This is a genomic window from Streptomyces hilarionis (assembly GCF_024539675.1).
In the GTDB taxonomy this organism is placed as follows: domain Bacteria; phylum Actinomycetota; class Actinomycetes; order Streptomycetales; family Streptomycetaceae; genus Streptomyces; species Streptomyces hilarionis.
In genome coordinates this window covers 23,682-36,147 of sequence record NZ_JAHHIT010000049.1, presented here as the reverse complement: position 1 = coordinate 36,147, position 12,466 = coordinate 23,682, and the positions used below count along the sequence as shown (strand labels likewise).

Sequence of the window (12,466 nt, the reverse complement as noted above, 5' to 3'; positions counted from 1 at the left end):
TCGGCCGACCGCCGGCCCGCCGTCCCGCACGCCGAAGGGCCCGTCCCCCGGAGATCTCCGGGGGACGGGCCCTTCGCGCGGGCGCGGTCGAGGACTACGCCTCGAACACCTCACGCACCAGCTGCTCCTGCTCCGCCTGGTGACGCTTGGCGGAACCGACCGCCGGGGACGAACCGTGCGGGCGCGAGATGCGGCGCAGGCGCGCGCCGTGCGGCACGTCGGCGCCGACCGCGAGGTCCAGGTGGTCGATCAGGTTCAGGGCGATGAACGGCCAGGCGCCCTGGTTGGCCGGCTCCTCCTGGGCCCACAGGTACTTCTCGGCGTTGGGGTACTTGTTGACCTCGGCCTGGACCTCCGCGCCCGGCAGCGGGTACAGCCGCTCGAGGCGGATGATCGCCGTGTCGGTGACCCCGCGCTTCTGACGCTCGGCGTCCAGGTCGTAGTAGACCTTGCCGGTGCAGAAGACGACCTTCTTGACGGCGTTCGCGTCGACCGAGGCGTCGCCGATGACCGGGCGGAACTGGCCCGTGGTGAACTCCTCCGCCTTCGACGCGGCGGCCTTCAGACGCAGCATCGACTTCGGGGTGAAGACGACCAGCGGCTTGTGGTGCGGGTTGTGCACCTGCCACCGCAGGAGGTGGAAGTAGTTCGACGGCAGCGTGGGCATCGCGACCGTCATGTTGTTCTGGGCGCAGAGCTGAAGGAAGCGCTCCACACGGGCCGAGGAGTGGTCCGGGCCCTGGCCCTCGTAGCCGTGCGGCAGGAGCAGGGTGACGCCGGACGTCTGGCCCCACTTCTGCTCGGCGGCCGAGATGTACTCGTCGACGACCGTCTGCGCGCCGTTGACGAAGTCGCCGAACTGCGCCTCCCACATCACGAGCGCGTCCGGGCGGGCCAGTGAGTAGCCGTACTCGAAGCCCATGACCGCGTACTCGGACAGCAGCGAGTTGTAGACGTTGTAGCGCGCCTGCTCGTCGGCGAGGTACTGGAGCGGGGTGTGCTCCTCGCCCGTCTCGCGGTCGATGAGGACCGCGTGCCGCTGGCCGAAGGTGCCGCGCTGCGAGTCCTGGCCGGACAGCCGGACCGGGGTGCCCTCGAGGAGGAGCGAGCCCACGGCCAGCGTCTCGCCCATGCCCCAGTCGATCGTCCCGTCCTCGACCATCGTGGCCCGGCGTTGCAGCTGGGGCAGCAGGCGCGGGTGCACGTGGAAGGAGTCGGGGATGTTGACCTGGGACTCGGCGATGCGCTTGACGACCTCGGTGGAGATCGCGGTGTTCACGGCCACCGGGAACTCGGCCTGCGGGTCCGACACCGGGCCGGTGCTCGGCTGGGCGGTGACGGCCTCGCGGACCTCGGTGAAGACCTTCTCCAGCTGGCCCTGGTAGTCCTGGAGCGCCTGCTCGGCCTCTTCCAGGGTGATGTCGCCGCGACCGATGAGGGACTCGGTGTACAGCTTGCGCACCGAGCGCTTCTTGTCGATCAGGTCGTACATCAGCGGCTGGGTGAAGGCCGGGTTGTCCGACTCGTTGTGACCGCGGCGGCGGTAGCAGATGAGGTCGATCACCACGTCCTTGTTGAACGCCTGGCGGAACTCGAAGGCCAGCCGCGCGACGCGGACCACGGCCTCCGGGTCGTCGCCGTTCACGTGGAAGATCGGGGCCTCGATCATGCGGGCCACGTCGGTGGCGTACATCGACGAGCGCGAGGACTCCGGGGCGGCCGTGAAGCCGACCTGGTTGTTGATGACGATGTGGACCGTGCCGCCGGTGCGGTAGCCGCGCAGCTGCGACATGTTCAGCGTCTCGGCCACCACGCCCTGGCCGGCGAAGGCCGCGTCGCCGTGCAGGGCGACCGGCAGGACCGTGAAGTCCGAGCCGCCCTTGTTGATGATGTCCTGCTTGGCGCGGGCGATGCCCTCGATGACCGGGTCGACCGTCTCCAGGTGGGAGGGGTTCGCGGCCAGCGAGACCTTGATCTGCTCGCCGTCCAGGCCGGTGAAGGTGCCCTCGGCGCCCAGGTGGTACTTCACGTCGCCGGAGCCGTGCATCGACTTCGGGTCGAGGTTGCCCTCGAACTCGCGGAAGATCTGCGCGTAGGACTTGCCGACGATGTTCGCGAGGACGTTCAGGCGGCCGCGGTGGGCCATGCCGATGACGACCTCGTCCAGGCGCGACTCGGCGGCCGAGTCCAGCACGGCGTCGAGCAGCGGGATGACGGACTCGCCGCCCTCCAGCGAGAAGCGCTTCTGGCCGACGTACTTCGTCTGGAGGAACGTCTCGAAGGCCTCCGCCGCGTTCAGCCGGCGCAGGATGCGCAGCTGCTCCTCGCGCTCGGGCTTGGTGTGCGGGCGCTCGATGCGGTCCTGGATCCAGCGGCGCTGCTTGGGGTCCTGGATGTGCATGAACTCGACGCCGGTGGTGCGGCAGTACGAGTCGCGCAGCACGCCGAGGATGTCGCGCAGCTTCATCAGGGACTTGCCGGAGAAGCCGCCGACGGCGAACTCGCGCTCCAGGTCCCACAGGGTCAGCCCGTGCTCGGTGATGTCGAGGTCGGGGTGCTTGCGCTGGCGGTACTCCAGCGGGTCGGTGTCGGCCATGACGTGGCCGCGGACCCGGTAGGAGTGGATCAGCTCGAAGACGCGGGCGGCCTTGGTGACGTCGTCGTCGTGGCTGGCGTCGATGTCCTTGAGCCAGCGGACCGGCTCGTAGGGGATGCGCAGCGCCTCGAAGATCTCGTCGAAGAAGCCGTTCTCGCCGAGCAGGAGGTTGGCGACGATCCGCAGGAACTCGCCGGAGGCCGCGCCCTGGATGACCCGGTGGTCGTAGGTCGACGTGAGCGTCATGACCTTCGAGATGCCGAGCTTGTTCAGGGTGTCCTGGCTGGTGCCCTGGAACTCCGCCGGGTAGTCCATGGAGCCGACGCCCATGATCACCGACTGGCCGGGCATCAGGCGCGGCACGGAGTGGACGGTGCCGAGGCCGCCGGGGTTGGTCAGGGAGACCGTGACGCCGGTGAAATCGTCCATCGTCAGCTTGCCGTCGCGGGCGCGGCGGACGATGTCCTCGTAGGCCTGCCAGAACTCGAAGAAGTTCAGCGTCTCGGCCTTCTTGATGCCGGCGACGACGAGCTGGCGGTCGCCGTTCGGCTTCACCAGGTCGATGGCGAGGCCGAAGTTGACGTGCGCGGGCTTGACGAGGGTGGGCTTCCCATCCTTCTCCGCGTAGTGCCAGTTCATCGACGGCATGGCCTTGATGGCCTGCACCATCGCGAAGCCGATCAGGTGCGTGAAGGAGATCTTCCCGCCCCGGGCGCGCTTGAGGTGGTTGTTGATGACGATGCGGTTGTCGAACAGCAGCTTCACCGGGACCGCGCGCACGGACGTGGCCGTGGGCAGCTCCAGCGAGGCGTTCATGTTCTTGGCGACCGCGGCGGACGGACCGCGCAGCGTCACGAACTCGGGGCCCTCGGGGGAGGCGGGTGCAGCGGCGGCGGGCGCGGGCTTCGCGGCGGCGGCCGGCTTGGCCGCGGGGGCCGGGGCGGCCTTCGCGGGAGCCGGCGCGGCGGCCGCGGGCTTCGGCACGGCGGCCGGAGCCGGAGCGGGCGCCGGAGCGGCGGCGGGCGCCGGCTGGGCCGGGGCGGCGGGCGCGGTGGTGGTCGCTGCGGCCCCCGCGGCCGCAGTACCCGCCGGAGCCGAGGGAGCGGCCGCTCCTGGCTTGTAGTCGGCGAAGAAGTCCCACCAGGCGCGGTCTACCGAATTCGGGTCCTGGAGGTACTGCTGATAGATCTCGTCGACGAGCCACTCGTTCGGCCCGAACGCGGCAGCGGGGTTCTTGCCCGCTTGGTCTGCGTCGGTCGAGATGCTGGAGTTACTGGGGGACTGTGGCGACACGGCGGCAACCGCCCTCTTCCGCTTCACAAGGTGATGGACAGCGGGAATAAAGGCTACGCCCCCTGGAGGGGGAGAGTCAGGCCGGGCCCGTCCATCGTCGTGTAAGTCACATCGCGGAGCGTGTTTCAGGGGTGAAAATGGCGGGAAACAAGCGCGGTTGTGCGTCACCGGGTACGCGAGGGGGCAGACGGGGCACGCCATGTGCGCGCACCCGTGCCGACCTGCGCCGGTGTAAGGCCCGATGACACGTGTCCGGCTGCGCGGACACGAGAGGATCTTGAGGCTCCGCTCCAGACTTTACGTCAACTTGGGACGGGGGAGTCTCCCGGAAGAGTGATAAGAATCCGGCAGCCCCGCTCGGATTCGGCCACTCCGATCCGGCCTCCGTGGAGATCGACCGCCCAGCGGGCGATCGCCAGTCCCAGCCCCGTGCCGCCGTCGCTGCCCGGCCCGTGCGGCCGGCGGACGGCGCCCCGGTTGAACCGCTCGAACACGCGGTGCCACTCCGAGCGCGGAATGCCCGGCCCCTCGTCCAGGACCTCGAGCTCCAGCGACTCCGGCTGCGTCCCGCGCCGTGCCTTCACGGTCACCCGTCCGTGCGGCGGGCTGTGCTTGACCGCGTTGTCGATCAGGTTGGCGACGACCTGGTGGATGCGCTCCGGGTCCGCGTGCGCGGTCAGCTCCGGAGGGGTGACGTCCAGGTGCAGATGGACGTCCGTACGGGTGTGGCTGCCGCCCGAGCCCATGGTGGCGCGGGCCGAGGCGACCATGTTGGCCTCCTTCAGCACGCCCGACAGGTAGGGCCACACCTCGAAGCGCCGCTTGCGCAGCGGGACGACGCCGTTGTCGAGGCGGGACAGGTCGAGAAGGGTCTCCACAAGCCGCCCGAGCCGCTCCGTCTGCTTCAGAGCGGTGCGCATCGTCTCGGTGTCCGCCTCGGCGATGCCGTCGACGACGTTCTCCAGGACGGCGCGCAGGCCCGCGATGGGCGTGCGCAGCTCGTGCGAGACGTTGGCCACCAGCTCCTTGCGGTGCCGGTCCTGCGCCTCCAGCTCGTCCGCCATGACGTTGATCGTCTGCGCGAGGTCGCCCAGTTCGTCGCGGCGGTTCTCGCTGACCCGGCGGGTGTAGTCGCCGTGCGAGATGGACCGGGCCACCGTGTTCATCTCACCGAGGGGCGCGGTGAGCGAATGCGCCACGAACTGCGTGATCAGCAGGGTGGCGATCATCGAGAAGACCGTGATGAAGCGCAGCTCCGTCTTGGTGTGCACCGCGATCATCGACAGCCCGGTGGTGATCAGCACCGAGATGACGACGAGCGCGCCCAGCTTGGTCTTGATCGAGAACGGGCGCACGCCGCCCCAGGGCGCACCGGCTCCGGGGGCGGGGCTTCTCGGTCCGTCCGGCCCGGGCTTCATGGCGTCGGCGTCTCCAGGGCGTAGCCGACGCCGTGCACCGTGCGGATCCGCTCGGCGCCGATCTTCCGCCGCAGCGCCTTGATGTGGCTGTCGACCGTGCGGGTGCCGGAGGCGTCCGCCCAGTCCCACACCTCGGCCAGGAGCTGCTCGCGCGAGAGCACCGCGCGCGGGGTGTTCGCCAGGCAGACCAGCAGGTCGAACTCGGTGGGCGTGAGGTGCACGTCCTCCGAGCGCACCCGCACCCGGCGCTGCGCGTGGTCGATCTCCAGCTCGCCGAGCCGCAGGATCCCGCTGCGCGGCGTCGTCGCCGCGATCGCGGCCCGCTCCACCCGGCGCAGCAGCACGTGCACGCGTGCCGCGAGCTCCCGCATCGAGAAGGGCTTGGTCATGTAGTCGTCGGCGCCCACGCCGAGGCCGACCAGCATGTCGGTCTCGTCGTCGCGCGCGGTGAGCATCATGACCGGCACCGGGCGGGCGGCCTGCACGCGACGGCAGACCTCCAGGCCGTCGAAGCCGGGCAGCATGATGTCGAGGATCAGCAGGTCGGGCTGCCAGGCCTCTGCCGTGTCGACGGCCGCCGGACCGTCGCCCGCCGTTTGCACGAGGAATCCCTCGGCGCGCAGGCGGGCGGCGATGGCGTCGACGATCGTCGGGTCGTCCTCGACGACCAGGACGCGCCGCTGCGCGCCCGGAGTCGCCGTCGCCGCGGTGTTGTGTGCGGTGTGTGTCTGCTCCATCGCCCGCCCCTGAGTGTGCTTTCCGGAACCAGTGGGGTGGCTCCTTGATTGCGCATGACTGCGGTTGACGCGTAAATGATCGGCGTCAGGGATGCAGCGTACGGGGAGTCACCACGGCTTTGCTATCCAGGTCGGACGGCGAGATGCACGACGTCCGGCACGCCTCGGGCAACCGGGATCTCTTCGGTACGCACCCGTTGGAACCCGGCATTCCCCAAGGTTCCCTCGAATTTGGGAGAGGGGCGGGCCGACCACACCGCCAGGGTTCCGCCCGGTCTCAACACCCGCGCGCAGCCCGCGAGTCCGGACGCCGAGTACAGGCTGTCGTTGCCCTCGGTGACGGTCCAGTCGGGGCCGTTGTCGATGTCCAGGCATACCGCGTCGAACGTGTCGCATGTCTCATTGACGAAGTCGAGCAGATCCGTTTCGACGATCTTCGTCCGGGGATCGGCCAGGGCCGGGCCCGAGACGGCGGCCAGCGGGCCGTCCAGATGCCAGTCGACGACCGCGCGCTCGCGCTCCACGACCGTGATCGCGCCCCAGTGGGGATCGGCGGCGGCGTGCGCGAGGGAGAACCCGACGCCCAGGCCGCCGATCAACAGGGCGGGGGAGGGGCGGTCGTCCAGCGTGTCGCGTGCCGCGTCGACCAGCAGCCGCTCCGAGCGGCCGTCGGACGTGTCCATCAGGAAGCAGCCGTTGGCGATGATCTGGAGCAACTCCCCGTGCCGGCGCAGCACGACCTCGCCGTAGGGACCCTCGCGGCGGTCCAGGACCTCCGGTGCGTCGGGGATGTCGTACGGGATGGCCATCGGCCCATCCTGGCAGTCCCCCGACCGGATGGCCCGGGAATTGACCGGGCGGCCGACGGGCTTGACGCACGTCCGTTCGACAACGGTGCGAGGCGGATGAGAAAAACACAGGAGAACTCTCAGAGCTTCCTGTGAATCGGCGCGCACGTGGCGTCGGTCACAGACAGCGCGCGGGGCGGCCGCGAAGGGTGGGGGAAACGGAAGGAGCGCCTCTCAGTGGAACGCACGGCCTCCCCCACGAGCCCGGCCCCGCCCGACGCCGGCGATCTGCCCGACGGCTCCGGGTTCCTGGACGGCATCCCGGGTCAGCGCACCCCGCCGTGCGTCCGGCCGCCCGCCGGGGTGAGCGCCGGACCCCGGCGCGGATTCGCGGTCCCGGTCCCCTTCACCCTGGGCTACGCGGCCGTCCTCGCCGTCACCTCGTACCTCGCGGACCATCTCGACCCCGCGCTCGTGTCCACCCTGCTCCAGGGCTCCAGCACCGACGTGGCGCACCTGGTGCAGACGCCCGCGGCGGTGCTCGCCGCCAGCGCGCTGTGGGTGGCGGGCGGTTTCACCTCGCCCTTCACGCTCGCCTTCCTGGTCGTCCTCACCGCGCTGGAACGGCGCGTCGGCGGCGCCCGCACGGCCGTCGTCTTCCTGCTCGGACACGTCCTGGCCACCCTCGCCACGGAGGTCCCGGTCGGGCTGGCCGTCCTGGCGGGGCGGCTGCCCGACAGTTCGCTGCACCGCCTCGACTACGGCATCAGCTTCGGCGTCGCCGCCTGCGTGGGCGCGCTCGCGGGGCTGCTGCGGCCCTGGCTGCGCTGGCCCGTGCTCGCCGCCTTCGGCGCCATGCTGGTGCAGGACCTGCTCGCCTTCACCGACCCCATGACCGACTGGGGCCATCTGATCGCGCTGACGATAGGCGTCGCCGCCTGGCCCTGGGTGCGCCGCTGGGACCTCGCCCACCGGGCCGCCGTCCCGGCCGCCGTCGCCTCCGCGGCCTGACCCGGCCGTCGCCCCCGTGCCGCCCCGTGGGGCCGGCGGGCGGGCGCGGGCGGCGGCCGTCAGTCGTCGTACTGGACGGTGCCGTTCTCGTGCAGCGTCGGGTGGAGCTTCATGGGGCCGTACTCGTCGAGGTCCGAGGGGCGGGGCGGCTCGGGGCCGTCCGGGCCCAGCCGGACCATCCGCTCGACGCGGCAGACCCGGAACACCCGGCCCTCCACGCTCGCCTCGTCGGCGCGGCCGGCACTGCGGAACGCCTCCGCGGCCCGCGCGTACAGGGCCTTCTTGCGTTCGTCGAAGCGGTACAGCATGGCCCACACGCGGGCCATCCCCTCGTACAGCGAACGGCGTGCCTCGTGCGGGGTGGCCGCCAGGGAGCCGAAGGGCGTCCAGCCCGAGTCGTCCCGTTCGGCCACCGAGAAGCCGACCGGCAGCCGGACCACGTCCGGGTGCGTGCGGGCCGCCCGCGCGGAGTCCGTGCGCACGTCGGCGGGGAAGCGGACGCCCGTGTACCGGAAGTCGCGCAGACCCAGGCGCAGGGCGCCCGCCATCGGGCCCTCGTCCCGGTCGGGGTCGAGGGCGAAGTCCACGTCCGGGGACCGGACGGCGCACGGCTCCTCCCAGGACGCGGCGAGGGCCTGCGGGTCGGTGGGCCGGGGCGGCTCCGGGCCGTCCTCGCCGGTGCGGGCGAACTCGTCCCCGCGCACCACCCGGTAGCGCACGCCCAGGGCCTCCACCTCGTCGGCCGGGGCCCGCTCCAGCACGGCGACCGCGGCCAGCAGGTCGCGCCGGGCGGCCGGGTCGCCCGTGCCGTCCTTCGCCGTGAACCACAGGTGGGAGTTGAGCCCGTCCCGGGCCTGCTGGGGCATGCCGTCGACCACCGGCTTCAGCAGACGCCAGCACGGCTCGGGGGCCCGCGCGTCCAGTCTGGCGACGCCGAAGACGGGCCCGCGCAGCGCGATCTGCGGATAGCGCCGGGACGCCTCGACGGCGTCCGCCTCCGTCACCCAGGCGACGGGGTCGTCCCGGCGGACCAGTTCCGCGTGCAGGGCGTCCAGACGTCGCTTCCAGTCATCGGTCATACGCGCATTGTGGTCGGATCCCCGGCGCGGTTCGGGGCGAACGCCGGAAGCGGACGAGGTACGGACAGGGGGCGCGGGGGGCGTGCCCCGTCGTGCGGAGCCCGGGGGTGCGCCCCCACGGCCGCCGGACGTCACGTTCGGGCGGCTCCCGTGAACTTCGCGCTGGTCAGCGGGGACTCGACGCGCCACCCCAGGGACTCGTACAGTGCCCGCCCCTGCGGGGTCGCCCCGAGGATGCCGGTCCGGGCGCCCTGCGCGGCCGCCGCGTGGTGCAGCGTCCGCATCACGAGGGCGCCGAGTCCGCGGCGGCGGTGGGCGGGGGCGGTCTCGATCTGGTCGACGACCGCCGTGGCGCCCGTCGGCGCGATCTGCCCGCGCGCCGCCAGGGAGCCGTCCGGGGCGGCGATCATCGTGCGCGTGACGCCGCCGCGCGCCCACGTGCGGATCCGGTAGCCGTCGGGGGCGGCGCCGGGCGGGGTGTCCGCGAGCGCGGCCGTCATCAGGAAGCCGGGCTCGGGGTCGATCCACCAGCCGGGGCCCAGCCAGGGCCCGACCACGGCCGGATCGGCGAACGCCTTCAGCCAGACGCCGGACCCGGTCACCGAGCCCGCGATCTTCCGCACGGTCGGCTCCGTCACCGCCTCGCCCGTCTCGCCGAGGACGTGCCGGGTGGCGTGCTCGAAGCCCGTTCCCATGTCGACGGTCCAGCCCCAGGGCTCGTCCAGGGGCGGAGCCGCCCCCCGCGACACGACCCACCCTTCCACCCATGCCTGGACGAAACGATCCACGACGACCCCCTGAGTGCGGCCATGTAAGTGTCACATTGCCTGTTGACCTATTACAGTCCACCGTACGCCCGGCAGGGCGCGTCGCGACAGCCTTGATCGCCCACAGCGAACGCGCGGACGGGCGGGGAACATTCACGGGCTCACGTGCATTGAGTCGGCATAGCTCAACTTGACTGCCGAAGGGGAGATCATGGCATCGACGTCCGCTCCGCTCACCCTGCCCGTGCTGCCTCTCGATGACGAGGTCGTGCTCCCCGGCATGGTGGTTCCGCTGGACCTCAACGACACCGACGTCCGCGCCGCGGTGGAGGCCGCACAGGCCGCCGCCCGCTCGGAACCGGGCAAGCCGCGCGTCCTGCTGGTGCCGCGCGTCGACGGCACGTACGCGGGCACCGGCGTGCTCGGCACCGTCGAGCAGGTCGGCCGGCTGGCCGACGGCGACCCGGGCGCGCTCATCCGCGGCCGCGGCCGCGTGAAGATCGGCGCCGGCACCACCGGCCCCGGGGCCGCACTGTGGGTGGAGGGGACGACGGTCGACCAGAGCGTCCCCGACCCGCTGCCCGGTCATGTCGCCGAACTCGTCAAGGAGTACAAGGCGCTCGCCACCGCCTGGCTGCGCAAGCGCGGAGCCTGGCAGATCGTCGACCGCGTCCAGGCCATCGACGACGTCTCCGCGCTCGCCGACAACTCCGGCTACTCGCCGTTCCTGACCACCGAGCAGAAGGTGGAGCTCCTGGAGACCACCGACCCGGTGGCCCGCCTGAAGCTCGCCACCCAGCAGCTGCGCGACCACCTCGCCGAACAGGACGTCGCCGAGACCATCGCCAAGGACGTCCAGGAGGGCGTCGACAAGCAGCAGCGCGAGTTCCTGCTGCGCCGCCAGCTCGAAGCCGTCCGCAAGGAACTGCGCGACCTCAACGGCGACGGCAAGGACGCGGCCGAGGAGTCCGACGACTACCGGGCCCGCGTCGAGGCCGCCGACCTGCCCGAGAAGGTCCGCGAGGCCGCCCTCAAGGAGGTCGACAAGCTGGAGCGCTCCAGCGACCAGTCGCCCGAGGGCTCCTGGATCCGCACCTGGCTGGACACCGTTCTCGAACTCCCGTGGAACGACCGCACCGAGGACGCCTACGACATCCAGGGCGCCCGCGCCGTCCTGGACGCCGAGCACGCGGGCCTGGAGGACGTGAAGGAGCGCATCACCGAGTACCTGGCCGTGCGCAAGCGCCGCACCGCCCGCGGCCTCGGCGTCGTCGGCGGCCGGCGCGGCGGCGCGGTCCTGGCCCTCGTCGGGCCGCCCGGCGTCGGCAAGACCTCGCTCGGCGAGTCCGTCGCCCACGCCATGGGCCGCAAGTTCGTCCGCGTCGCCCTCGGCGGCGTCCGCGACGAGGCCGAGATCCGCGGCCACCGCCGCACCTACGTCGGCGCGCTGCCCGGCCGGATCGTGCGGGCGATCAAGGAGGCCGGGTCGATGAACCCGGTGGTCCTGCTCGACGAGATCGACAAGGTGGGCTCCGACTTCCGGGGCGACCCGGCGGCCGCCCTCCTCGAAGTGCTCGACCCGGCGCAGAACCACACCTTCCGCGACCACTACCTGGAGGTCGAGCTCGACCTGTCGGACGTGGTGTTCCTGGCCACCGCCAACGTGCTCGAAGCCATCCCCGAGGCCCTGCTCGACCGCATGGAGCTGGTCCGCCTCGACGGCTACACCGAGGACGAGAAGGTCGTCATCGCCCGCGACCACCTGCTCCCGCGGCAGCTGGAGCGGGCCGGCCTGGACCCGGAGGAGGTCGTCCTGGAGGAGGGCGCGCTGCGCAGGCTGGCCGGCGAGTACACCCGTGAGGCCGGCGTGCGCACCCTGGAGCGGTCCCTCGCCCGGCTGCTGCGCAAGGTCGCGGCCCAGCACGAGCTCGGCGAGCGGGAACTGCCCTTCACCGTCGGGCAGGAGGACCTGCGCGCCCTGATCGGCCGCCCGCACCACGTGCCCGAGTCCGCCCAGGACCCGGCCGAGCGCCGGACCGCCGTCCCCGGGGTCGCCACCGGCCTCGCGGTCACCGGCGCCGGCGGCGACGTCCTGTACGTCGAGGCCTCGCTGGCCGACCCGGAGACGGGCGCGGCGGGCCTGACCCTGACCGGTCAGCTCGGCGACGTGATGAAGGAGTCGGCGCAGATCGCGCTCAGCTTCCTGCGCAGCCACGGGGCCGAACTGGAACTGCCGGTGGGCGACCTCAAGGACCGGGGCGTGCACATCCACTTCCCGGCGGGCGCGGTCCCCAAGGACGGCCCGAGCGCCGGCGTCACCATGACGACCGCCCTGGCGTCCCTGCTGTCCGGGCGGCTCGTCCGCACGGACGTGGCGATGACCGGCGAGGTCTCCCTGACCGGCCGGGTGCTGCCCATCGGCGGGGTGAAGCAGAAGCTGCTCGCCGCGCACCGGGCGGGCGTCACCACCGTGATCATCCCCAAGCGCAACGAGCCCGACCTGGACGACGTGCCCGCGGAGGTGCTGGACAAGCTGGACGTCCACGCGGTCACCGACGTCCGCCAGGTCCTGGAACTGGCGCTCGCGCCCGCCGTGAACGGCGCGACGCCGGAGGTTCCCGTGGCGGCGTGACGGACGCCGCGGGACGGCGCGGCCCGGGTCCCGTGAGGGAGGCCCGGGCCTTCGCCGTGCGCGGCACATGGCCCTGGGAAGCGCCGCGGGCCCGTGCCTGGGGAATACTTGAGCGCTGCGTGATCGCGGCGACCGGTGAGATCAG

General features: G+C 72.1%; 8 protein-coding genes. 2 read left to right on the top strand and 6 right to left on the bottom strand.

Going from position 1 to position 12,466, the window contains the following annotated elements; translation table 11 throughout:
• Window positions 1-94: 94 nt before the first annotated feature.
• The 4 genes from KMS84_RS12135 to KMS84_RS12120 all read right to left on the bottom strand — a co-directional run bounded on the left by KMS84_RS12135 (window position 95) and on the right by KMS84_RS12120 (window position 6,853).
• Window positions 95-3,889: a multifunctional oxoglutarate decarboxylase/oxoglutarate dehydrogenase thiamine pyrophosphate-binding subunit/dihydrolipoyllysine-residue succinyltransferase subunit gene (locus tag KMS84_RS12135; RefSeq protein ID WP_256916170.1), complete on the bottom strand. Its 3,795-nt coding sequence runs from the start codon at window positions 3,887-3,889 to the stop codon at window positions 95-97.
• 302 nt (window positions 3,890-4,191) lie between these two features.
• A complete protein-coding gene (locus tag KMS84_RS12130) occupies window positions 4,192-5,307 on the bottom strand; it encodes a sensor histidine kinase (protein WP_256916169.1) in 1,116 nt (371 codons plus the stop codon).
• Window positions 5,304-6,044, bottom strand: a complete 741-nt coding sequence (locus KMS84_RS12125; RefSeq protein ID WP_109002674.1) for a response regulator transcription factor — start codon at window positions 6,042-6,044, stop codon at window positions 5,304-5,306. The genes KMS84_RS12130 and KMS84_RS12125 overlap by 4 nt, the downstream gene beginning before the upstream one ends.
• 122 nt (window positions 6,045-6,166) lie before the next feature.
• Window positions 6,167-6,853, bottom strand: a complete 687-nt coding sequence (locus KMS84_RS12120; protein WP_256916168.1) for a spermidine synthase family protein — start codon at window positions 6,851-6,853, stop codon at window positions 6,167-6,169.
• Window positions 6,854-7,069: 216 nt separating this feature from the next.
• Here KMS84_RS12120 and KMS84_RS12115 point away from each other — a divergent pair, with 216 nt between their 5' ends.
• Entirely contained in the window at window positions 7,070-7,843 is a 774-nt protein-coding gene (locus KMS84_RS12115) for a rhomboid-like protein (protein ID WP_256916167.1), read from the top strand.
• A 59-nt stretch (window positions 7,844-7,902) separates the two neighbouring features.
• Here the strand turns inward: KMS84_RS12115 and KMS84_RS12110 are convergent, their stop codons facing one another.
• Together KMS84_RS12110 and KMS84_RS12105 are read right to left on the bottom strand one after the other, a co-directional pair.
• A complete protein-coding gene (locus KMS84_RS12110) occupies window positions 7,903-8,922 on the bottom strand; it encodes a DUF5954 family protein (protein WP_256916166.1) in 1,020 nt (339 codons plus the stop codon).
• A 131-nt stretch (window positions 8,923-9,053) separates the two neighbouring features.
• Window positions 9,054-9,710 (bottom strand): GNAT family N-acetyltransferase, encoded by a 657-nt coding sequence (locus tag KMS84_RS12105; RefSeq protein WP_256916165.1) that lies wholly within the window; start codon window positions 9,708-9,710, stop codon window positions 9,054-9,056.
• Between the two features lie 190 nt (window positions 9,711-9,900).
• On the opposite strand from KMS84_RS12105, the gene lon reads away from it, so the two are divergent.
• A complete protein-coding gene (lon, locus tag KMS84_RS12100; RefSeq protein WP_256916164.1) occupies window positions 9,901-12,321 on the top strand; it encodes an endopeptidase La in 2,421 nt (806 codons plus the stop codon).
• The last annotated feature ends 145 nt before the right edge of the window (window positions 12,322-12,466 follow it).

Coding starts and splice junctions, on each gene's coding strand:
- KMS84_RS12110 (WP_256916166.1), bottom strand. CDS start 8,922: ATGACCGATGACTGGAAGCGACGTCTGGACGCCCTGCACGCGGAACTG.
- KMS84_RS12130 (WP_256916169.1), bottom strand. CDS start 5,307: ATGAAGCCCGGGCCGGACGGACCGAGAAGCCCCGCCCCCGGAGCCGGT.
- lon (WP_256916164.1), top strand. CDS start 9,901: ATGGCATCGACGTCCGCTCCGCTCACCCTGCCCGTGCTGCCTCTCGAT.
- KMS84_RS12120 (WP_256916168.1), bottom strand. CDS start 6,853: ATGGCCATCCCGTACGACATCCCCGACGCACCGGAGGTCCTGGACCGC.
- KMS84_RS12125 (WP_109002674.1), bottom strand. CDS start 6,044: ATGGAGCAGACACACACCGCACACAACACCGCGGCGACGGCGACTCCG.